The organism is Planctobacterium sp. R6, assembly GCF_055755215.1.
Map to the genome: position 1 here is coordinate 362210 of NZ_JBVTQY010000001.1, position 24409 is coordinate 386618.

The following is a 24409-nucleotide window of genomic DNA, read 5'->3' on the forward strand; positions in this document are numbered from 1 at the left end:
GTGGATGGGACGCCATCCACGATAAAGTTACTGAGTTTATGTGCGCAAAAAGGTTTTTTTACTTTTACTTTACAGTCTTCGTTACTTGCATTTTTTCGTGTGTCGCTTTTTCTGAAGAAGTTACATTGAGAGATGATATTGAATCCAATGAATTTGGGTATGTGGATAGTAATTTGTGTTCCACTTGTCATGTTGTTCAGTTTGAAGGTTTCAAAAATGTTGGCATGTATCAATCGTTTAGAGCGGCATCATCTGATTGGCTGAACAATGAAAAATTGAAAGAACTACCGTTTTTTCATTCATTATCGAATCGTTACTATAATCTTTTTTCTCGGGGAGAGAAGGTATACTTTCAGCGTTACCAACTAGACGATAACAATGAAAAACTCAATGAAATTGTAATACAAATTGATTATTTACTTGGCTCAGGTAATAAAACCACCAGTTTGTTGTTTAGGACGGATAACGATGAACTTTTTCAACTCCCTATTAATTGGTATTCAGAAACCGGCAGTTGGGAAATGGCGCCAGGTTTTGAGACTGCACAACACTATGGAATAAGCCGGAGAGTTCAAAGGGAGTGTATGTTTTGCCATAATGCTTATCCACAAAATATGTCCCATGATGGATTTTTAGATAGAGATACATTTCCCGAAAACTTAAAGCAAGGAATAGATTGCCAACGTTGTCATGGCCCCGGGCTGAATCATTTGCTTGCAGTTAAATCACCTGGTGCAAATATTAAGACCATTCGAGATACTATAGTTAATCCGGGTAAGTTAGATAATGCAAGACGTGACTCTGTTTGTTTGCAGTGCCATTTATTGCCCTCAGTATCAATGATGGGAACGCGCCGGTTTAATAGAAGTGATTATTCTTTCAGGCCCGGTGAAATATTGTCAGATTATTTGATTCATGTTCAGGTGGAAGAGTTAGGCCGTTCTGTTGAAGAAAGATTTGAGATAAACCATCACGGCTTTAGACTGCAGCAAAGTACCTGTTTTAGCCAGTCCAAAGGGGATTTGACCTGTATTAGCTGTCACAATCCTCATTCTAAACCCAGTAAACTAGATTTTTATGAGAAAATAGATACTGTCTGTGCGAGCTGCCATACAGATGTACAGAACCAGCATAACATTGCGGGCTTTAAATTGAATGCAAAAAGATGCGTCTCTTGTCACATGCCTCAAAAAAGAGCGCAAGACGTTCCTCATGTACTAATGACCGACCATAAAATTGGTGTGTATTCAGATCTAAGCTCCCTTACTAGGGAAGTGGTAAAAGACTCTCCGATTCTAACTGATTTAACTCTTTTTGATGACGGCCTATCACTTACACAGCTAGAAACTGATATCTATCGTCTAGTTACAATTCTACTTGCATCGCCATCTTATGAATATGCCGCACATCTGAAGTCCAGGTTATTAAATACTCACTATTCACATGTCAAACCATACATTGTGCTTGCAGAGACATTCATTCAAACAAAGCACTATGATGAAGCTCTTGAAGTCTTAAATTACATAGAAAAAAACTTTGGAACTATGACTAAAGTATCTGAGCTATTTGCTATGCTATTTGTTGCTACCGATCATGGAGAAAAAGCGGAGAAGGCTTACCAAACGCTGTTGAAAATAGATAAGGGAAGCGCTGAAACCTATTTTAACTATGGATTGTTAATGTACAAGCGAGAAGAGTTCAAAGAAGCTCTTAAATATTTCTACAGATCTGCAGAGTTAAGAGGCAATTTCGCTTTACCTCTAATGTATATTGGACTATCACTGGAGGCATTGGAACAACATCAAGAAGCAATTGATGCTTATATACAATCCACTTCGATTGACCCATTGTTGGAGAGAAGTTATGTTCGATTGATTCAACTCCTTCACCATATGGACAATAAAGTTGAAGCACTTCGCTATTACAAAGTGGCGTTGGAAAACCTGGGCGAAACTGTCGCACTTCTTAGCTTGTCAGGTGACCCTGACTATTATTACATACAAAAACATCAAAACATTAAGCGAGTAATCAATTGAGAAAGTTAATCAGAAGTGGGAAAAATGGTTTTATCACAATGGCACTGGGCTTTACGATTTCAACTTTCTTTTTTAATAAGGCACAGGCAAGTGAGTCTTTTCAAATTGAGCAAATTTTAGGACACATAGAAGCGCTTGAAAATGTGAGAGATCCCAAGTGTTATGCAACTGCATCACGATTAGAGGACTTTATTTATGGTACACCGTTAGATTATGAAGCCAGATTTAGTAAAAACCTGTTGCAAAAAGACTGGATAAAAGAAGTTTGGGCTTCGGCCAGCAACTTCGCCGATTCGCGTGGTGCACCCGAGGTTAAGTCTGAAGATGTTAGCATGGCAATACGGAACATAATTGATTGGTCTGAAACTGAAAAAAAGCATTGGCGAATAACGTTAAAAAATGGCAAAAAATTATTAATTCATGCTGATGACAAACGTCAGTATAGTACTATTGCATACTCATTGAGATCATTACTTGCTGTACAGCAAGAAATGTTAATTGACAATACCGGAGGTAAATTGCTTCCACTGAGCATGTCTGCAACAGATTTGTTGGTCGAAGCGTTGGATTTTTACTTGTTGAGTGTCTTACAAATTTTAGATTATGACGCGCGAACTAATAATCGTTATGAAATATCAAAAGTCGCATTGGAAACTGTTTGGAATTCTTTGCTGCATATGACGGAACAAAGACCAGATAACTTCCCAAGCAAGACTGAGAAAAAAACTGATTATAAACCAAAAATAATCAAACCTATTATGCTGACCGAAATGGTAGAGCAAAAGTTGCGTTCTTATAATCAATATAACTCTCTGAATAATAAATTGTTTGTTAGGAATCTTCAGGTGTTTTTTGCTCGCAATAGATGGCCGGAAAGCAGTGTTGAAGCCACACAGTTTCGGCAGACTTTTACCGAAGATTTAATTCGGTTCAGTGCTGAGTTATATAAAGGTGCTCAAGAAATAGCATTGCGGAATGAACGAAATGTTATTTTAGAGGAAGATGTACATCAGTTTGCTCAGTCTTTGTTGCCACATGAAATAAATGAGTATGAGGATGCTATTTTTTACCCAAACTTGCCATCTGATAAACAGGTGACAATAGAAGCATACGACATGGATGCCTTTAGAGATAGCGGAATTCACTGGCTTTATTTGAGGTATGCATTGAGTGACAACAGCTTCCCTATTTATCTGGAACCCGACCCATTTGCCGCTGAATTGATTGTGGAGAATATCGCTCAATATGGGGTATTAGTGCTAAGGACAACGGGTGATATTGGGCGTGCCTCAGAGAATCATCGAATTAAGCTGTCTCACTTTTCAGACGCTGTTAATGAAGTTCACTATTTGGCAAGAGAAAACAACACCACCCCAATTGTACCAACAGTGTCAGAACAGTTGTTAAGTGCTCCTGAGTCGGGTTATAAGGAGAGGAAGAGCTTGTTGTTTAATGATATTAGCACACAATCAAATGTAGATTATATGCATCGCTCAGCCGATTGGCTCAGCCGATTGTTGCGCAGTTACCTGGTTGATAGGGACGGTAAAGGTACTATTGTTATTCCACCGGCATTTGGTGGTGCTGGTATCGCTGCTGGTGATTTAAATAATGATGGGTTTGATGATCTATTAATATTGGGAGGCCTTGGAAACCAAATATTTATAAATGATGGTGAGGGAGGGTTCCGTGATGAGACCGCAAAGGCTGGCATCGCCTGGATAAGAGAGCAAGATAATAGACCTGGGGAGCCTAGGCAGCCGATTATAGCGGATTTAGATAATGATGGCTGGCAGGATATTGTTATCACTTATGTAAATGATGTGCACAGGGTCTATAAAAATTCTGGAGATGGTACATTTGAGGATAAAACGGTGATAGCTAAATTAGGAGGGCAAGACTTGGTTGGTGGGCCTGCGACTGTCTTTGACTATGATGGTGATGGGCTTTTAGACTTGTACATCACATACTTTGGCAATTACTTGAAGGGGGTACTTCCAACCTTAAAAAGAAGGAATACCAATGGTTCTCCGAATATGCTGTTTCGGAACATGGGGAACTTCAAGTTTTTAAATGTTACTGACGGGAGTGGTCTTGCTAATACTGGTTGGGGACAAGCTGTAACTCACACAGATTTTAATGGTGACGGAAAACAAGATCTTATTGTTGGAAACGACTTTGGTGTTAATTCGTATTATCAAAATCTTGGAAATGGCAAGTTTATAGATGTTGCAGAAAAATTAGGTACCAATAAGCCTTCTTATACAATGGGAATAGGTTTGGGGGATTTGAATCAAGATAAAATCTCAGATATTTATATTTCCAATATTGTCACAATGAATAAAGATGAAAAATACGTGCTTCCATCATCTGATACTGAAATGAAATTTAATCCTAACAAACTAGCAAAAATGCGAGTAGTGGAAGCAAATGATCTTTTTATTTCCAGGAAAAATAAAGACTTAAGTTTTGAATTGAGTGATAAAGTTGGTAGAGGCTATTCTTCCACCGGGTGGTCATGGGATGCTGATTTTTTTGACTTTGATAATGATGGTGATGATGAGCTCTATGTTTTGAATGGAATGAATGATTACAACGTTTATAGTCGGGAAAATCCTTATTATCAAGAGCCTATTAATGGTACTGACGTTGATGTTCTTTTTCCGCCATCAAATAAGGAAAAGAACGTATTTTTTAATAATGAAAATGGAATTTTGAAAAATATTAGTGAAGAAAGTGGGTTAGATTTTAGTAGTAATGGCCGCAGTGCTACCTATCTGGACATAGATAATGACGGTGACTTGGATGTGGTGACAGGAGATTACCACGGAAAAACTCGAGTTTTTGAAAATAACAGTAATGAACTTGGTAATCATTGGTTAAAAGTTAAGTTAATTGGTTCACCAGAAATGGGAGTCAACAGAGATGCTGTTGGAGCAAAAGTTATTGTATTTAGTTCGGATGGCTGGTCGCGTACCAGAGAACTGAGCAGCACCATTGGTTATATGTCAGTGCACTCGAAGGTTTTGCACTTTGGACTTGGGAAGAACAATGTGGTGACCGTTAAGGTTGTTTGGCCAAACGGCCAACTTGATGAGTTTGGCGAGATTGAAGCAAATCAGGTTTTAGAGATTCGATTAAATGAATCATCAAAAGTTCACTGAACCAGGTACAACGGTTGAGCTCAGAATAAAAAAGGTTTTTTGGAATAAGACGCTATTAAGGTTGATAGTGTCGGCTTTTTACTTTTCTCTAATTGCGAGTTCACTTGCTCAACCCCGGTCATATGCCGGTAGCGAGGCTGAATCGCACGAGCGGTTAAAAAGATTTCATCAATTGTCGAAAGAACTAAAGTTAGATCTGTCTGATGGTGCATATTTAAATTCACTGATCTTTTCTGATTCTTTATATTTGTTGAAACATGCGACGAACCCTATCGGTTGGCAGCAATGGTCGGTTAATGCTTTAGAGCAAGCTAAATCAAACAATAAGTTAATTTTTATTTCTGTAGGTTTCATGGCTTGTTATTGGTGCCAGGAAATGGAAAGATTTAGCTTTCGTGACGAAAATGTAGCAAAAATTCTAAATGAGAATTATGTCGCTATAAAAATAGATAGGGAGGTTTTACCAGCAATTGACGCGTTTCTCACGCGAGCCCTGACACAGCTAAAAGGAACTTCTGGATGGCCCATTAATGCGGTCCTAACACCTGATGCCGATCTTATCTTCATAGACTCTTATTTGGAGAGAGAAGATCTGTTGAACGTGATTTTAGGAATGGCAAATGAATGGAAAAATAGCCCTCAAAACTTGATTAGAAAAGGAAAACTATTTAATAGTATTTTAACAGTAGTTCCCGAATCCAACACTACGGCTGAGTTAGGGTCGCAAGACTATGATTTTTTGAATAGCCAGCTATTGATGCAATTAGATTATAAGTATGGAGGGTTGAAAGGCAGTCCAAAATTTCCAGAGCCAGCAATGCTCATGTTTCTTGTGAAATCCTTACTAACAAAGAATGAAGCTAAATTGATGGAAGTGCTAATCAAGCAACTGGATAATATGAGTAGCAGGGGCCTATATGACCCAATTTATGGAGGTTTTCATCGTTATGTTAGTGACGAAAGCTGGTCAATCCCCCATTATGAAAAAATGCTTTATACGCAAGCACTATTACTGGAAGTTTATAGCCTGGCTTATCGGCTGAAACCTGATCCCGTATACAAAAATGTAGTACAAGGTATCGTAAATTTTTTAATGACTTTCTTACAAAACGAGGAAGGTAGTTATTTTGGCTCTCTGGATGCAGTTTATGACTCAATTGAGGGAGGGTTTTATCTATACTCTGAACGAGAATTATCAAAATTAACTTCCTTGCCTATCAATGCTTCCTTTCTAAAACTATATCAGAAGGATAACTTTTTTGGTTTTCATGTAATCCAACCTTTCCCTGAGTCATTTGATTTATTGCGAAAAGAGTTGTCTACGTTGCGTGTGAAAGAAGACCTTACAGTGGATAAAAAAATTATAACCTCTTGGAATGCATTACTAATTTCCGGGTTCGCATCCGCGTACCTGTCTTTTGGCGACGAAGTTTATAAAACTCTTGCTCTTGAAACGGCGCAAGCTTTGGAAAAACAGCTACTTTCAGGCAGACAATTATATAGAGTGAATTATAGAGGAAACTTATCTACTGAGGCGACACTTGAAGATTATGCTTATTTAATCAGAGCCTATCTGGATATTTACGATATTTATAATGACGATCATTGGCTGAAATTATCAGAAAAATTAATTAATGAGAGTGTGCATCAACTATATAAACCTGATTTAGGTTTTACTTTCTCTGGAAATCAACAATTGATTTCAATGACGGAAAAGTTGCAAGATGGCGAACTTTTGAATCCATGGGCTGTTATGCTCGAAAACCTAAAGAGATTTAAGCTGAGGAGAAAAAACGACAAGTATATTGAGATTCGGTCACACTTAGAGGAAATCTTAAGAGCAGGGTTACGTCGCGGAGTAATGGGGCAGTTTTACAACGCTTTGACATTGTCAAAAAAGTTGTCCCTATTGTCACCAGTACAGTTCTTTGCAAATGGAAATGGAAGGGTGCAATTAAAATCGCAGGTTGATGGTAGTTATTTACTAATTTTTAATATGAAATATGGATGGCATATTAATTCCAATGTTCCATTAACCAAAGAACTCATCCCTACAAGTGTTACTGCCCCAGAATTGCCCGGTATTCATGTCTATTATCCGGATGCTGCAATTACCGTGTTTGGTGAATCTAATAAGGAAATTTCGGTATTTGAAGACACATTTACCCTAATATTGAAGAGTGCGTCGGGTCAAGTTTCATTGGAACTTCAGGCCTGTTCTACCACTGAAAATGTGTGCTTATTACCCGAAACCATAGACTTTTACTTACCTGAGAATTGATTTAAGTCACAGATATTCAATAAAACAATGCGCGCCTGATGGCGCGCACCGCTCATCTACACCTTGATCAGTGTTTCGAGACGCTGATAGGCTTTTTTACCAATACCTTTGACATTCTGAATGTCTTCAGTGATCAGAAACTCGCCGTGTTGATCACGGTAGTCTACGATCGCCTGTGCTTTTTTCTGCCCAATACCTGGCAACGATTGCAACTGCTCAACAGTGGCAGTGTTTAGGTTGATTAGTTGTTCCTGCGGCATTACAGCAGCCGTATGGGTTTCAGACTCGATTGCTGCAAGGGTTGGATTGCTTAACATGGCACCGGTTAACAGTAGTGCGCTGGTGGTTTTCTTGAACATATCTTTCATGCTTTTCTCCTTAAGATTAAATTCCGTGTTGAAAACTGCTCGTTCAGTCTTCGGAGAAAATTACACGCCTTTTTGGCTTCAGGTGCAACTGTACTAAAGTACAGTTTTTCAGCAAACGACTAGCATAAAAAAGGCCAGCGACGCATTAGATGCGAGCTGGCCTTCGAATGTGTGTTGCCGGTTAAACTCTGTCTAAAACCGCCTGCGTGAAATCAGTAGTACCATGGCTACCACCCAGATCACGCGTCGTACGATCTCCGGTTTCAATCACTTCTTTCAGAGCATTGCGCAGTTTCTCTGCCTTATCACCCATTTCCAGATAATCTAACATCTGGGCTGCCGCTAACATGACAGACGTGGGGTTTGCCAGGTTTTTGCCGGCAATATCAGGCGCTGAACCGTGTACCGCTTCAAAAATCGCACAATCCTGCCCAATATTGGCACCCGGTGCCATACCCAGACCGCCTACCAGACCAGCGCACAGGTCAGACAAAATGTCACCAAACAGGTTAGTGGTGACCATAACGTCAAACTGATGAGGATTCATCACTAATTGCATGCAGGTATTGTCTACGATCATCTCAGCAGACTCGATATCCGGATATTGCTCACCGATTTCCCGCGCAACTTTCAGAAACAGGCCTGAAGTGGATTTAAGTATGTTGGCTTTGTGTACAGCGGTGACTTTTTTGCGACCTTCCCGACGTGCCAGTTCATAGGCAAAGTGCACGATTTGTTCAGCGCCTTTACGGGTGATCTTGCTCATGGCTTCGGCTTCTGAACCATCTGCAGAAACTATCTGGCCCAGACCTGAATACATGCCTTCGGTATTCTCGCGAATCGTAATAATGTCAATGTCTTCATAACGTGCTTTGGTGCCTTTAAAAGAGCGCACCGGACGGACATTGGCATACAAATTAAATTGTTTGCGCAAGCTCACATTGATCGATGTAAAGCCTTCACCCACAGGTGTGGTTAACGGACCTTTCAGTGTGACTTTGTTTTTGGCGATCAGATCCAGTGTTTCCTGAGGCAGCAATTCGCCGTGGTTCTCTAATGCCATCAGACCGGCATCTGCGTAGTCGTAGGTAAAATCACAGCCTAATTTTTCTAACACCTGAATGGTGGCATCTACGATATCCGGACCAATACCGTCACCGCGAATAACAGTAATTCGTTGCGTCATCTAAATTTTCCCGATTAATTAAGGTTAAGCTACTTGAAGTGTAGACTTAAAACTGACGAAATTTGAAAAGAATAAATCTGCGCCTTTATACCACTTTTTTGAGTATTTAGCCATTTTCGAACACGCACTTATTGGATATAGGCCAGTATGTGTGGGAATTTTTCATCGTTTCTTCGATAACTGTTGCATATTCAGCGGCGTCAAGGCGAAGTCGGGTACAATAATGTTGTAAATATTCGTCAGAATCATAATCCGGGATTTCGCCTTTGAAGAATATTGAAGATGCCAGATTGAGGCTGAGGTTTAACAAGGTATGGGCCAGTGTGCGGGGTGCTGTAGGGGGAAATGGCTGTTTTACCGGAATATCCCGCAGTGCGTCGCGCAGTTCTTTATCCTGTGCCCAGCAGGCCGCCAATTTGTATGCGTGATGCCACAATAGTTGCGCTTCTTTCAATTTTATTCTGTGATTATCCCGCTTGGCTTCACTGTCGACAAACTGCCAGTTTTGTTTCAGTTTCAGCTCGGCATGTGTGAACAATCCGGATGCCGCAAAATAAACCCAGCAGCTGGCCTGTTCGGGCAACATACGGGGATGATACTGCGCTATCGCAGAAGCAAAAGACGCCCAGAGTTTAACAAACTGATAAATGACATCTTGCAGCGGAAAATGATGTTGCGTCAGGCGGGTTATCAGTGCTCGTTCAACCAGCACACTGTGGCTGCGTTCAAAGCCATTCATCAGCAAACCGTGTTTCACACTTTTAATTTTTATGTTTTCTCTGGATTGTTGGGTTGCGGTCATTTGAATATGATCGGCAAAGCTGGCTTCGTTCTGAATTAAACTGATGAGTTTATCCACCTCAATATCCTGTTGGTTGAGGTGTTCGATAATACCGACCAGTGACTCGGGCGGGCGGTCTGGTCGAAATCCTTTGGGATACAATTTACGGCTATCCGGACTTTTATTCAGGGCCTGCACCTCCGTCCACTGAGGTCCCCACCATTTTTCTACCAGTTTAATGTGATTCAGGTTAATTGGTGGCGCGACTTTCTGGATCTGAGCTTCGCTGATGACGCTGATATCATCGCTGTAGCGCTTTTCCGCTGCATTGTAGGCCAGGGTATAGAATTCGCTTTGGTGTTTTCCCAGATACAAAGCATGCTGATGTCCGCTGATGGTTAACGCGCTGCCAGGTAAAAATATCCCCGGATAATCCAGCAAAGGCTCCAGTTGTCCCAGCCCGATACTGTGACTGTTTTGCACCATCTTTTGCAACGCATGGGTATAACTCAATCCGGGTTTATGGGATTTTCGGGTTATTAAGGTGGCAAAGTAAAGCGCCAGGATCAGGAAATTAGAATGTGGGCTGGTGGTATTTCTGGCCTGCATAAAGCCACTTAATTTGGGCAGTTCACTGGCGCTGATACTGGTTAACAGCGAAACCCATATCTGACGCTGAAAGTGATTTAAAACCCGAATTGTCTGTGCCTTGACCTGATTGTTCTGAGCGGCAGAGGCGTTTGTATGTGCATCATCAATCTGAGCCTTAGCGGTAATCGTCCAGGTAATGATGCCACACAAAATTTGTTGTGCGGTGGTGAGGTTCAGATTATTCCTGAGCACCAGCAGCGCTGCAAAAGTAATGCTGTTAAACTGAAAATTAAAAAAATACGGCAGGTTAGGTTTATTAAAGTGTAATTGTGCCAGCAGGGGATTGGGTGATGCGATCAATGATTCCAGAATCTGCTCAGCCAGTTGCTCGGTCAGCTCAATGTGTTGCGCTGATACTGTTTGCGTGTCAAACCGGGTGTTAAGGCGGATCAGCTTTTTATAAAGTGCAGAAATAACCTGAGATATTGGTTCAGCGGGTGTCGCGGTGCCTGTAGTGTCAGCCTCAGTACTCATTCTCAAATTGTTTTTCTGCTTTTTCCCCTAAGGCTACCAATTTATCATTTTTAAACAAGAGCGGTGTACATTCATCTTGCGAGGTAATGCCATCCGCCCGCTTGTGCTGGGTGCGATAATACATGACCTGAATCTTATCGGCGCCCGACATCTTAGCCTCGCTGATGTCAGGTCCACCCAGCATAGTCAGGATTTCTTTATGAGATATACCATTTTCCAGCCCGGAATCTGATATTTTTTCTATCTGCACCTTATTAAAATCCTGACGATCTTCCCAATCCATTTTTTCAGGCTTGTCAGGATAATACATTACTACCCCTGTAAAAAAGGCGGTATAAACCGCTAAGCTCACAGCGACACCTTTAATGATCTTGTTTGCCATGTATTACCATTAACTTACTATTTGGTTGAGATTTTAAACAAAAATGACAATAAAATGAACGCTGTTAATCGTACATTTCGTACCGTTAAACCCGATGCTTTATGATTCCGCAATCACCTGATAACAGGGAACATAGGGATCGCCACCGGGGATCTTCATCCGGTGTTGCTGTACAAAAGAGATCAGCAATTTATCTATCATCGCCATCAGATCTTTGTCACCATTGAGCTTAAAAGGCCCGTGCTTTTCTATTTCTGCAACACCTTCAGCTTTTACATTACCGGCAACGATACCGGAAAACGCGCGTCTGAGTGCGGCTGCCAGTGACGCTTTTGGCTGGTCATAGTGCAAATCCAGCGATGCCATGTTAGCGTGATTAGGTACAAAAGGTTGTTGGAAATCAGGCTCTATTTTTAACGCCCAGTTGAAATGATAAGAGTCACCGATATTTTTGCGAAACTCCTTTACATTGGCTTGTTGCTCTTTGATATAACGGGCAACTTCCACCGGATCATCGACTATGATTCGATACAAGGATTGTGCTTCCGGGCCTAAAGTACGGGCGACAAAATTGTCAATGGCTTCAAAATAACCGGCACTTTCTTTCGGACCTGTCAGGACGATTGGCAACACCTGTTGCTTGTTTTTCTCATGTAACATGATGCCCAGTAGGTAAAGTAACTCCTCGGAAGTTCCAACGCCGCCGGGAAAGATGACTATCGCATGCGCCATACGAACAAAGGCTTCGAGACGTTTTTCGATATCTGGCATTATCACCAGTTCGTCAACAATCGGGTTAGGAGGCTCTGCAGCGATAATACTGGGCTCGGTTAAACCCAGGTACCGGCCCGTTGTGATACGCTGTTTTGCGTGACCGATGGTAGCCCCCTTCATAGGGCCTTTCATGGCACCAGGGCCACAACCGGTACAAATGTTTTGGCCGCGCAGGCCTAACTGATAACCGACTTCTTTAGTGTATTTGTACTCAATATCGCCGATAGAGTGACCACCCCAACACACCACCATGTTGGGCTCGTTGGTCGAGGGAAGTGCTCTGGCATTGCGCAACATATCAAATACCGCGTGGGTAACATGGGATGAGTCAGTAAAATCTAATTCATGACTTTCCAGCTTAACACCCATGTATAGCAAATCGCGTAGTACGGCGAACAAATGTTCGTGGACACCCTGAATAAGGTGGCCATCAACAAAGGCCAATTGGGGGGGATTAATCAGTTCTATTTTTACCCCCCGCTCACGACGGATCAGGTTTACTTCAAAATCTTTGTAGGGTTCAAACATTTGTTTAAAATCGTCAATTTCAGCACCGCTGTTAAGCACGGCCAGACAGCAGTTTCTGAACAGGGTGTGCAACTCCCGGTTATTGGTAAAATTAAGACGATCAACTTCTAATTGGGACAATTGGCTCATAGGGCCAAGTGCATTTAACTGAACTGAATTCATTTTTATCCTTCGATGATGATACAGCGATTTCGACCACTATTTTTGGCTTCATAAAGTGCTTTATCGGCACGTTCAAAAGCGGTAACAATGGAGTCACCTGAGACGAAATCGGTGGCGCCGATAGACGCCGTGATTGTGACCGCCCGCTCCCTGAATTTAAACGGGATTTTTTGGATTTGCTTGCGAATAGTTTCGAGCGGTTTTCTGATTTGGTCTAATGGGGTTTGTGGTAATAACACGACAAACTCTTCACCTCCCCACCGGGCAAAGAAATCCGTTGTGCGTAAGCACTTACTTATATTTTTGGCGATAACCTGCAATGTTTTATCACCTGCAGAGTGGCCAAAGTGGTCGTTGATATTTTTAAAATGATCTATGTCTACAACTGCCAGGCAAAGTGGATGTTGATGCCGCTTCCAGCGTCGATACTCGAGTTCAACACGTTCGTTGTAAGCATTGCGGTTGGGCACCTGAGTAAGAGAATCCCGATAGCTGTGATATTTTTGCTCCAGTAATCGTTGCTTGTAGGATTCGGTTTCCCGTTCCAGCGTTGTAAGTTGAGACTTCAGGCCAGACAATAATTCCATCAATGACACCTGCTCATCTTTGTCGCAGGCTTCTCTTTTGGTCAGCGTTGAGGCCATTTTATCCAACATTTCGTTGGCCTGTTGTTTCAAAATCGCCAGATCCAGAGCGTTGTGTACTTCAATGCCGAAGTCATCGATTTGCGCCCGTAACTGTCGCGAATGATCCAGTTTTATCTGATATTGCTCCTGGGAGGCTTTAATGGACGACTCCACTTTTTGGCCGACACCGGTCAGGGACTTTTGTAAACCCACCACATAACGCTCTGCTTGTTTTCGCTCTTGCAGGAGTTCGTCGGTTAAGGTGCGCAATATCACCAGGCAACACTGCATTAATTCCTGACGACTCAGACCGCTGTTCAGTTGTATTGCTATGTCTCTCAGAGTTTGATCATCTGGCGTGGTAGACAGTAGCTGATTGATAAGCTCTTTAAATTCCAGACAAATTTTGTCGTGTAATTGCCGGGTGATCTCATCATCGGTCAGAACACTGGTATCGGTTTCATCAGATTGTTTATCCACCAGGTCATTGAACAGATCGATGCCCTGTCTTAATCGCGCAGAAATAAATTCGATATTCAGACTATTGCCATTAATCTCACTGATGTAGTCGTTGACTAACTGCTTAAACTCAACGTCAGTTGCGTCGCTATTGAGCAAGTGATTAGCAAATATCTCTAACTGGCTGATCGTATCATGATTGAAGGCGCGCAGAGCATCGGCGTGTTTTAAAACCGGGCCGGTTAATTCACTGATCGTATTTTCCGCGTATAACCAGTTGGCAGACGATTTTAAATGATTGCGCAAGGTGTGAAGCTTGGTATCTATTTCAGGAAAGCCTCCGTCGTACACCTTGGTAAGTCGGATTATAAATTCGCTTAAGTTAGCGACCTGATGTTTCAGCAGCTTGATTTGCTTTTGCTGGTTTTCCACTCTTTTTCCCGTAATACTTCAGGGGCACCTTTGCACAGTTGAACTAAACCGGATGGGTTTACATTGGTGTTCTGCAGCATTGCTGTCGCTTTTTACGCAACAAATATCCCTGATTACTTATTGTTAGCACAATTTCTTATATCTTGACAGGTATAGCCTGGTGATTATGTGACGAATTATTGCCGTACCAAGCGAAAATTGCCGATTTGCTCTAAGCAGGTACTGCGAAATGGATTGATATCCAATCCACCACGGCGTGTGTAACGGGCTAATACAGACAGCGTCGTGGGGTTACAGGTTGTCATCAGATCACAAAAGATTCGCTCGACACACTGTTCGTGGAATTCATTGTGTTCACGGAACGATACAATGTATTGCAGCAAAGTGGCTTCGTCTATCCTGGGGCCCTTGTAATGGATGTATAAGCTACCCCAATCCGGTTGGTTGGTAATTAAACAGTTCGACTTTAACAGGTGGCTGACCAGCTTTTCCTCGATAATTTGCTCAGGGTCTGAGCGCAGTAACCCACTATCTGGTTGGTAAGTGGTAATCTCCACATCCAGATGGTCAATGCATTTTCCGTCTAATTCTACCACCGGTAAGTTGTTCGAAGCGAGATCGTTAAGTGTAACCGACACTTCGCATCCCGCCGTTGCGCTTAAATCTTTTTGCAGCAATGCAAGAACCTGTTCCTGTGATTCAAAACGACTTTGGTTAAAGCTATTGAGATACAACTTAAAGGACTTTGATTCGATAATGTTAGGGGAGGTGACCGGCACACGACATTCCAGTAGTGCCACCAAAGGCTTGCCTTTGGTATTTAACCAGGAAAATTCATAACCGTTCCACAAGTCTTCACCGTGAAATGGCAATGTTGTCTCAATGCCCAAAGGGATGCGGTTCAGGCTGCGCGCTACCGGTTGTAACAGCGTGGGATCGTAGCAATCCGGATAGTCAACGCTTTTGCCCAATGACAGGCTGTTGAGTGAATCTTGGTAGGGATTTTCTTTCATTATTTGTTAATCTTGCCACTAATTCGCTAATTTTAAGATTGTGACCCGGGAATGACAACAGACATCAACGATTCTTTCGATAAATTTGTTAACCGATGGCTGAGATATCAGGCGCAGGAAAACATCCATTTACTGCTCGACAGTGATGCGCAATGGCCTTCTCCGGCCGAAGATGGACAACCGGATGAATCAGGCAAAGTCCGGTGGCAACCTGTTCGGCAAAATCAAAACCACGATTTACAGGCGCTGGTAGATGGGTTGGGGTTACAACCGGATAAGCAGTTGGAAAGCTATTACACGCGTTATTACGGTGACAACCTGAATGCCCGAACAACTCGCGGAGATCTGCAATTACTGGTGCCCTGGAATCAGGATGATTTTATAAGGTTGCAGGAAAACCTGATAGCACACGTTATGATGAAGCGTCGCTTAAGGCAGGCTGAAACCTTGTTTTTTGCGGTTACTGATGAAGAAGATTTTATTTTATCTGTGCTTAACGACACCGGCGAGGTTGCCCTGGAGCAGGTGGGCAAGGAGCCTCAGGAAATACTGGCCAATAGCCTGGCAGAATTTCTGGATACGCTGCAGCCCGTGGCTTATGAGGCTCAGTGAGATAGTTCCAGTTGCGCGATTCGCTGTTCCATCGCAGCAATGCGGTTTTCCAGTTGGCTGATACGTTCAGCATCGGAGAGTGGGGCTGTCACAGTCTGAGCTTTTGGGGTCGCCTTAATCTCAGAAATGGCCTCCGGGTTTTGTTTACAATATTGCACCGCCCTGATTATTTCGGAATAGGGCGTGTTGCCAGGTAAACGGGATTTCAACATACCGGTGGAGACCGTCTTACCTTCGCGGATAAGTTGTTGGCAAATAGCAATGACTTCTGGGGACATGATCCTACTCTGTGTAACGTACCTGAATTAAAGCACAATATTATCACTAAAGTATTTTTGCGTAATGCGATTACAGTAGTCTTTAGATATTTTTACCGGACCTGCTTTGCTGGTGGCTTGTAATCGCTCCGGATGACGTCCCATACCGGACAATATGCAATACCATGACGGCCGCAAATACACTAACTCAGATTCTACTTTCTTCAGTGCGGCTTCAAAGTCTTCCCCTCTGTCCCAGGCTTTGATCAAAAACTTCAGGTTCTCAGACACCTGAATTTCTTCTCTGGCATCAATCCAGTACTGACTGTCTTTGCGGGTATTCAATAGGTAATGTAGGGATACGTAGTCTTTGACGCCGTCAAACAGGCGGTTCATTTCGCTATTGTAATGGCGAATATCGACATTGGAAAAGTTACCGGTTTCCAGGATTTCCGATAGGTTTTGTATCGCAAATTGAACCAGCATCAACGCCGTTGCTTCCAGCGGCTCAATAAATCCCTGAGACAATCCAATGGCAATGCAGTTCCCGGACCAGTGTTCGCTGACGCGACCCACTTTCATGTTCAGGTGCCTGACCTGCACATCTGCATCAGGCGCTAAGCCCAATTCTGCTTTTAATTCGTGTTCTGCATGCAGCGCAGTAGTGTGACGGGAACTGTAAACATAGCCATTTCCCCAACGGCTGGTTAATGGAATTTGCCACATCCAGCCATTTTTCAGTGCTTTCGAACGGGTTTGGGTTTTAAATTTGTGAGGCGTATCAGGTGGAGTCTGAATAGCCACGGCGGCATCGTTAAACAGGGTGTCCTGATAGCTGGTAAATTCCCGCTTTAAGGTTTTTTGCGTTAACAGTGACTTAAATCCGGAACAGTCAATAAACAGGTTACCGGTTAATTTTAGCCCGGTGTCTGTCATGACACTTTTAATCTGTCCGGATGGATCTGTTCCAACACTGGTGACATTAGCAATATGATGTTTGACGCCGTTGGCTTTGGCTTTGTCCCGTAAAAAGTGTCCGAGTTTGGTGGCATCAAAGTGGTAGGCATAGTCCACATAAGTGTCTTGCGGATTTATCAATTTGGGGCTTTTAAATTGCTCTGCAATGTATGCGGCTGTGAAATAGTTGTCCGGATTGGCGTCAGCGTCAAAGCCTCTGCGGCGAAGGCCACAGTTGTAGAAAAACATTTCAGCGGGCTTTTTATCAAATGCGTTGAAAAAAGGGTGAAAATAGCTTTCATACCCTGATTCGTGACTCCAGTCATCAAAGCGAATTCCCGATTTATAGGTGGCATCTGTGGCCTGCATCCATTGCGCTTCATCAATGTTTAAGGCCTCGAAATACTGTTTTAAATAAGGTGTTGAACCTTCGCCAACGCCCACTGTGCCTATGTCCTGAGACTCCACCAGGGAAATATTGACATTGCTGGACAGTTTGTGTGAAAGGTACAGGGCTGTCATCCAGCCTGCGGTACCACCACCTACGATGAGAATTGAATTTGCCATACTAATCACTGAGGTGCGTTGACTCACGCACCACTAACTCCGGTTCAAAATATTGATTGTGAATATCTTCTTTATCGCCTTTGCGCTTGTTTTTTATAGTGCGAATTAACAGTGAAGTCGCTTTGCGGGCAATTAAGCTGGTGGGCTGGGCTGCTGTCGTCAGCTTGGGCCAGGTTTGGCGGGAAAACGGGTTATCCTCGAAACCGGCGATAGCAACGTCTTTTGGTACATCAAAACTCATCAGGCGCGCTGCGAATAATGCTCCAGCGGCGATTTCATCGTTACAGGCAAAGATGGCCGTCGGGGGATTGTTCAGACTCAGTAAGGTTTTTGCCCCTTCTACGCCGGCCTCAAACGAATAGTGACCGTCGATAATTAATTGTTCTTCCACCGCTAACTGGTGTTTCAGCAGTGCGGTTTTATAACCCTGTAAGCGCTCATCGGTAGACTGGTGATCTTTGTCTCCGGTGATAAAGGCGATGCGCTGATGAGCCAGGGTAATCAGGTGCTCTGTGATCTTTTCACTGGCACTGCGGTCATTAACCAGTACGCAAGGGCCGGTAGTTTGTTTGTCACCTGCGCCGGACAAGATTCTCACATAATTCATATTGATTTCGTCCAGAGCCGCCAGTACTTCCGGCATTTCAGACAAAGGGGGAGACAACACCAGACCGGCCAACTGAGAGCGACGAACCATGTCTTTGACCTCAGAGACAATGTTCTCATCAGATGCATTGCAGGGGTGAATGATAAGTTCAAAGCCATTGCTCAGGCATTCCTTGAGGATACCGTTTTGCATATCAATGACATAATAGGCATTTGGGTTATCGTAAATATACCCTATGGCAAATGACTGCGTGGCGGCCAGGTTACGGGCCGAGCTATTCGGTCGGTAACTCAATTCATCTATCGCGGCCTGTACCTTGAGTTCGGTGTCGGGTTTAACCGAGTCTTCTTTATTGATGACTCGCGACACGGTTTTGATTGATACGCCGGCTAATTTTGCGACGTCTTTTATTGTTGCTTTCAAAAAATCCCCTGAAACGGCTGATATTGCTCAGTTTTAACGCACTCTTGTGAATGGATTGTAACGACTTAGCTAAAAAAAAAGCAATTAAATGGTTGCATTGCAAAATTTGTTAGATTAATGTTACGGGAAATTGACAACGTTGTCATTTCATTTTTTAACCTGAAATAATGAAAACCTGACGACCGAGTCAAAATTTTTTGAAGTAAAATGACAACGTTGTCAAAACGGCAAACTGAGGAAAATGGGAACATGAACACAACAAATCTTACCAGGCTGTCTCGTGGCATTAAGGTCGCTCTCGCTTCAGGTGCACTGAGTCTTTTGGCTCAACCTGCACTGGCACAAGAGGAGACTGCTGATAATGTCGAAACTATCGAAGTAACCGGTATTCGTGGCAGTCAAAAAGCCAACATCAATGCGAAGCGTTTTTCTAACGCCATCGTGGATGCCATCAACGCAGAAGATATCGGCAAGTTTCCGGATAAAAACGTGGCTGAATCTTTGTCGCGCATTCCGGGGATCACCATTGACCGTGATTTCGGTGAAGGGCAGGGGGTAACGATTCGTGGTATTCAACCTGATAAAAACCTGACATTGCTGAATGGCCAGGCAGTAGGTACTGCACAGTGGTTTGTATTAGATTCAGCAGGTCGTAACTTTAACTTTGAAATGCTGGCGTCTGAAATGGTGGCAGGTCTGGAAGTCTACAAGTCAGCGCAGGCCGATATTGATGAAGGCGCAATCGGTGGTACGGTGATTTTACGGACGCGCAAGCCGTTAGATCTTGAATCAGGTACCATGCAGGCCTCTGTTGAAGCCCAATACAATGATTTGTCAGAAGACACTGACCCGTCTTTATCCGGCCTTTACAGCTGGAAAAACGAGGACGAAACCTTTGGTGTGTTAGTGTCTGCTTCTTTCCAGGAGCGCAATGTACGTCGTGAAACGAATGAAGACTTTGGTTGGTTTGGCCCGTCTGTTGCCCGTATTGAAGAGGCTTTAGAAGCTCCCGCCGGAGCATCGCAAAAAGGTGCGGTTGCCTGGGGTATGGGGTCAGCATTATTCCAGCAGGAACGTGAACGCATCGGTTATGATATTACGGCGCAGTGGGCCCCCAGTGATGATCTGGACATGACACTGCATTATCTTAGCTCGACATTAAAAGCGTCCAATGTGAACTCTAACCTGATCGGTATCCCGTTCCGTGGTGTGTTCGCGATGGGCGATAACCCCAATCCTGGTACAGTCAACAGCGATGCAGTGATTGACAGTATTCAGGTTTTCGGTGTTGACAACCGTCCAGGTTGGGCGCGCCATATGGCTTACGATAATATCTTCCGCGATGGTTCAGAAGCCTCCACTGAGTTGCTTGATTTTGAAGGTAACTACAATACTGAGTCAGGTAAGTTGCATTGGCAAATCGGTCGCACAGTGGGTGAAGGTATCAACAACGACTTCTTCACAGAGTTTTGGGTAGACCACACCGATCCACGTGCTGCCTTTAACTACTACAACCCGGACAGCACCAATCCTTATATTGATTTCGTAGGCCCCAGCCCCTGGTTACAAAACCCTGGCGACGAAATGTGGTTAGGCGGCATCTTCGACCAAAGTAACGTGTCTGAAGACGAAGAAACATATCTGCAGTTGGATTACACCCACGACGTCAGTTGGGGCGCAGTCAACAGCATTAAATCGGGTCTTAAAATTCGCAATCGCTCGTTTGAACAGAATCGTTACCGGACTACACTAAACAACCTGGCCCCAGTTGGTGAGGGTAGCCTTGGCCCGGCCAGCCAATTCTGGTCAGGTGATATGGTTGATGTATCGCACAGTAATACTAATGGTGTTGCGGCTTCTTACTTCATGCCAGACAAAGACGCTATGTACAACGCAATGTATGCTGTGGCAGAGTGTGTGGGTGGTGAAACCGAACTTTGCCGCACCGACAACGTGTTCCTGAGCGAAGCTTCTTATGCCATTGACGAAGACATCACTGCCCTGTACACCATGGCTAATTTCGAAGATGAGAACATTCGCGGTAACATCGGTTTGCGTTATGTTACTACTGATCAGGATTCGCAAGGTTATGATCTTGCCACTGGCACACCCACTTCCGAATCTGATGATTATTCAGCCTGGTTGCCCAGCGTCAACGTATCTTATGATTTAACCAGTGACGTGGTATTACGTGCTGCTGCTGGTAAAACCATTGCACGTCCTTCACCGTTTCAATTGTCAGCGTCTTACAACCTGACACCGGAAACCAGTTCAGGTAGTGCCGGTAACCCGAATCTGAAAGCCGAGCGCGCAACCAGCTTTGAAATTGGTGCCGAATGGTATTTCACTGATGCGTCTGTCTTTGCTGTAACGGCATTCACCAAGGACCGCTCTGACATTATTGTTGATAAGATCATCGCCAAAGAAGTGAATGGGGTTCTGATCAATCAGTTGAATACCCCAATCAATACGGGTACGGCAACGGTTGAAGGTATTGAAATTCAATTGCAACACGCCTGGGACAACGGTTTTGGTGGTTACTTCAATGTTACCTATAACGATGTCAGTGAATTAAAAGACGGTGATACTCTGATTGACTTGCCTTACAACTCAAAAGAGTCTTATAACCTGGGTGTGTACTATGAAAACGATTTGTACAGTGCGCGTCTGAACTATACGCATCGCTCCGAGTATTTCCTGGCCTTAACTGAGTTTGGTAATCGTTATCGCGACGAACAATCGCAGTTGGATGCGCAGTTTAGCTGGAACGTGACCGAGGATATTACGCTGAAGTTTGAGGCGTTGAATATCACTGATGAGATCTGGGAAAACTACTACGAGCGCGCCACTGACGGACATCGCGTAGGTGGTACCCAAAGCTCTAACGGCAGACGCTTCTTTGCCGGAGCCAGCTTTAAGTTTTAATAAAGTGTGTGTATGTCAATTACCCGTTTTGTACGCTTAATCGGGTAATATCTACAAGGATGTAGAAAACTGGCATAGTGTGTTACTGGCTCTGTTGCTGATGTCGCAGAGCCAGCTTTTACAAACATTCTGAAAGTAAGGTGTTGGTTAATGAGATTGCTAAGTAAAACGTTGATTGTCATGAGTATTTGGGCGATAGCTTCAAGTGCTGCAACTGCCAGAGCAATGTCATTAGCCGATTTATCTGAAAATTTACAGGTGCAATACCAGGTACTGTCTAACCTGGATGACACCGATTGTGAAACCTTGTTCAAAGGCCCCTGTTTTACCGGGCAAATTCGCCTGTCATTACCCCAGCGGAATTCAGTTGCGCCCTTTGCTCTGTATTTCAGTCATATTGCACCTATAAAGTGGGATGATCATGAGCAATTGGATATTCAGCATATCAATGGTGATTTACATCAGATCCGCTTTACCGGCACGGAGTTCAGTCAGTTAGCAGAACAGACCATTGGTTTTAAAGCTGCCTTCTGGCATGCGTCACACTCCGACGTTATGCCCAATTATTTTGTGGTGTCGGAAACCGGTGAGGCCTTGCTGGTAAAGTCTACTGAACCAGAATCAGACACTGAAACCGGATTGCAACGCTTATCTCATTTGGTACCTCACATCAAACCTGAGCAATATCGTCGCCATGCTGATGACAAATTAGCCTTGGCGGATGCAAACTGGCACTACCGGCATTACCAGGCCATGTTGGGCAATAACCCGCAACCTGATGCTACGCCCCGAATAATCCCGGCGATGAAACAGGCGAACTGGTCTTCACAAGGGCTAGTGTCTTTGCAAGACGGTGTGGCGATAAGTTGGGGGAGCTTTGTTGAGAATAGCCTGCTAACTGAGTTATTGGCGCAGGCGGGGGTAAGCGCTAACGCAGAGGCAACCCAACTGGTGCTTAACAAAGATGATAATTTATTGCCGTCTCAGTACCGACTGAGCTTGTTTGAGAATAAAATCTTGTTGTCCGCTGCTGATGAAACGGCGTTGCAGTACGGGTTTGTCAGTTTGTTTCAGTTACTTGCATTGCACGGTTTGCAATTGCCATTGGGTGCGATTGACGATGCACCACGTTATCACTATCGCGGAGTGCACGTTGATTTGTCACGCAATTTTTTGGGTAAAAAAACGCTGTATCAGCTGTTAGAGCAGATGTTTCTGTTGAAACTGAATAAGCTACATTTACATCTGGCCGACGATGAGGGCTGGAGACTGCAAATTCCTGGACTACCGGAATTAACTGACGTAGGCGCATTCAGGTGTTTTGACCCGGCGGAAGATCAGTGTTTGTTGCCGCAACTGGGCAGTGGTCCACACCGTGAAAATACGGTGAATGGTTATCTGACGGTACAGGACTATCAACAATTACTGGAATATGCCCACGCTCGGCATATCGAAATTATCCCCTCCTTTGATTTACCAGGCCATGCCAGAGCCGCGGTTAAAGCAATGGAGTCTCGCTACCGGAAATTCAAAGCCAGTGAAGATATTGCCGCTGCAGAAGAGTTTTTGCTGTCGGATTTTGGTGACGATACTAAATACAGCTCGGTGCAGTTTTATCACGACAATACCGTGAATCCTTGTATTGACTCGACCTATCATTTTATTGATACCGTCATCGGTAAAGTAAAGCAGTTGCATCAGCAAGTGAATGCGCCTTTAACAACCTACCATATTGGCGCTGATGAAACCGCGGGTGCCTGGATAAATTCGCCCGCTTGCCGTCAGCTGATTGCCGAACGTGAAGATTTAACTGGCGTACAGGATATCAAGCCAATGTTTCTGGCAAGAGTGATTGATATCGTCGCGCAGCACGGTTTAAAGGCCGCTGGCTGGAGCGACGGAATGCATAAGGTTATCGATTCGCAGGCACAACAAGGCCATCAGGTGAATGTCTGGGATACTTTATTCTGGGGTGGGCACAAGATAACCAATGAGTTTAGTGAAAAAGGCTGGACCACGGTGTTGTCAAACCCGGATGTGCTGTACTTCGATTTCCCCTATGCGAATCACCCGCAGGAAACCGGCTATTACTGGGCATCAAAGAATACCGATGAATTCAAGGTATTCCAGTTTATGCCGGAGAATCTGGCCGCCAACGCCAGTCAGTGGTTGGATCGTATGGGTCAACCTTATCAGGCTGTCAATGAATTCAAAAACAGTTCCCGCGTTGCCGGAATGCAAAGTCAAATCTGGACTGAGGCAGTGCGTACACCGGGAACTTTTAACTATTTGATGTATCCAAGATTACAGGCTTTTGCTGAACGTGCATGGCACCAGGCTGGCTGGGAGATGCCGGCACAATATCAACAGTCATTCGAGTTTCAGGAAACCGCAACGTTTCGCCAACTGCAACTTCAGGACTGGGTGGGATTTAGTGCGACACTAACAAACTATTTCAGCAGTCCATTGTTAGCGAATGTGCCCTTCAGATTGGGCCCTCCGGGAATACAGGTTGAAGGCGAACAGGTGAAGGTCAATACGGCCTGGCCGGGGCTGGAAGTCCAGTGTCGTTGGCAGGGTGAGGAATGGTTGCCAGTGAATAACACGATACCGTTAAAGCAGGGCGAATCTCAGATTGAATGCCAGACGGTAATGCCTGAAATCCAAAAGCGCAGCCGCATTGCGAGCTTGCCTTTAGCATCGGGAAACTGATGTTTTTATGACCAAAAATGACAGCGTTGTCA

The 24409-nt window shown here is 43.9% G+C and carries 16 protein-coding genes; 6 read left to right on the plus strand and 10 right to left on the minus strand.

Going from position 1 to position 24409, the window contains the following annotated elements:
- Positions 1 to 125: 125 nt before the first annotated feature.
- The 3 genes from AC0J20_RS01585 to AC0J20_RS01595 are packed head-to-tail and all read left to right on the plus strand — an operon-like array spanning position 126 to position 7481.
- The gene (locus AC0J20_RS01585) at positions 126 to 2036 is read left to right on the plus strand and encodes a cytochrome c3 family protein (protein ID WP_473020365.1); all 1911 of its coding nucleotides are present in this window, start codon (positions 126 to 128) and stop codon (positions 2034 to 2036) included.
- Positions 2033 to 5200: a CRTAC1 family protein gene (locus AC0J20_RS01590; RefSeq protein ID WP_473020366.1), complete on the plus strand. Its 3168-nt coding sequence runs from the start codon at positions 2033 to 2035 to the stop codon at positions 5198 to 5200. Before AC0J20_RS01585 ends, AC0J20_RS01590 begins: the two co-directional genes overlap by 4 nt.
- Positions 5178 to 7481, plus strand: a complete 2304-nt coding sequence (locus AC0J20_RS01595) for a thioredoxin domain-containing protein (RefSeq protein ID WP_473020367.1) — start codon at positions 5178 to 5180, stop codon at positions 7479 to 7481. Before AC0J20_RS01590 ends, AC0J20_RS01595 begins: the two co-directional genes overlap by 23 nt.
- Positions 7482 to 7537: 56 nt before the next feature.
- Here AC0J20_RS01595 and AC0J20_RS01600 read toward each other — a convergent pair whose 3' ends face one another.
- The 7 genes from AC0J20_RS01600 to queF all read right to left on the minus strand — a co-directional run bounded on the left by AC0J20_RS01600 (position 7538) and on the right by queF (position 15317).
- Positions 7538 to 7849, minus strand: coding sequence for a ComEA family DNA-binding protein (locus AC0J20_RS01600; RefSeq protein WP_229529324.1), 312 nt, complete (start codon positions 7847 to 7849; stop codon positions 7538 to 7540).
- Between the two features lie 181 nt (positions 7850 to 8030).
- The gene (locus AC0J20_RS01605) at positions 8031 to 9035 is read right to left on the minus strand and encodes an isocitrate dehydrogenase (RefSeq protein ID WP_473020368.1); all 1005 of its coding nucleotides are present in this window, start codon (positions 9033 to 9035) and stop codon (positions 8031 to 8033) included.
- 106 nt (positions 9036 to 9141) lie between these two features.
- On the minus strand, positions 9142 to 10941 hold the full coding sequence (locus tag AC0J20_RS01610) for a hypothetical protein (protein WP_473020369.1): 1800 nt from the start codon (positions 10939 to 10941) through the stop codon (positions 9142 to 9144).
- Positions 10931 to 11323, minus strand: a complete 393-nt coding sequence (locus tag AC0J20_RS01615; protein ID WP_229529321.1) for a DUF3192 domain-containing protein — start codon at positions 11321 to 11323, stop codon at positions 10931 to 10933. Before AC0J20_RS01615 ends, AC0J20_RS01610 begins: the two co-directional genes overlap by 11 nt.
- Positions 11324 to 11422: 99 nt before the next feature.
- Positions 11423 to 12787, minus strand: coding sequence for a nucleotide 5'-monophosphate nucleosidase PpnN (ppnN, locus tag AC0J20_RS01620; RefSeq protein ID WP_473020370.1), 1365 nt, complete (start codon positions 12785 to 12787; stop codon positions 11423 to 11425).
- 2 nt (positions 12788 to 12789) lie between these two features.
- Complete coding sequence (locus AC0J20_RS01625; protein WP_473020371.1) at positions 12790 to 14304, minus strand: GGDEF domain-containing protein; 1515 nt, start codon at positions 14302 to 14304, stop codon at positions 12790 to 12792.
- A gap of 176 nt (positions 14305 to 14480) precedes the next feature.
- Positions 14481 to 15317, minus strand: coding sequence for an NADPH-dependent 7-cyano-7-deazaguanine reductase QueF (queF, locus tag AC0J20_RS01630; protein ID WP_473020372.1), 837 nt, complete (start codon positions 15315 to 15317; stop codon positions 14481 to 14483).
- 51 nt (positions 15318 to 15368) lie between these two features.
- On the opposite strand from queF, the gene syd reads away from it, so the two are divergent.
- Positions 15369 to 15929, plus strand: coding sequence for a SecY-interacting protein (gene syd / locus AC0J20_RS01635; protein ID WP_229529317.1), 561 nt, complete (start codon positions 15369 to 15371; stop codon positions 15927 to 15929).
- Here syd and AC0J20_RS01640 read toward each other — a convergent pair.
- The 3 genes from AC0J20_RS01640 to AC0J20_RS01650 are packed head-to-tail and all read right to left on the minus strand — an operon-like array spanning position 15923 to position 18740.
- On the minus strand, positions 15923 to 16207 hold the full coding sequence (locus AC0J20_RS01640; protein ID WP_229529316.1) for a hypothetical protein: 285 nt from the start codon (positions 16205 to 16207) through the stop codon (positions 15923 to 15925). The two genes, syd and AC0J20_RS01640, sit on opposite strands and share 7 nt — an antisense overlap.
- A 27-nt stretch (positions 16208 to 16234) precedes the next feature.
- A complete protein-coding gene (locus AC0J20_RS01645) occupies positions 16235 to 17710 on the minus strand; it encodes a tryptophan halogenase family protein (RefSeq protein ID WP_229529315.1) in 1476 nt (491 codons plus the stop codon).
- Position 17711: 1 nt separating this feature from the next.
- Entirely contained in the window at positions 17712 to 18740 is a 1029-nt protein-coding gene (locus AC0J20_RS01650; RefSeq protein ID WP_229529314.1) for a LacI family DNA-binding transcriptional regulator, read from the minus strand.
- 249 nt (positions 18741 to 18989) lie between these two features.
- Between AC0J20_RS01650 and AC0J20_RS01655 the strand changes: the two genes are divergently transcribed.
- Positions 18990 to 21665: a TonB-dependent receptor gene (locus tag AC0J20_RS01655; protein WP_229529313.1), complete on the plus strand. Its 2676-nt coding sequence runs from the start codon at positions 18990 to 18992 to the stop codon at positions 21663 to 21665.
- Between the two features lie 150 nt (positions 21666 to 21815).
- Positions 21816 to 24377: a family 20 glycosylhydrolase gene (locus tag AC0J20_RS01660; protein ID WP_473020373.1), complete on the plus strand. Its 2562-nt coding sequence runs from the start codon at positions 21816 to 21818 to the stop codon at positions 24375 to 24377.
- Positions 24378 to 24409 lie beyond the last annotated feature (32 nt).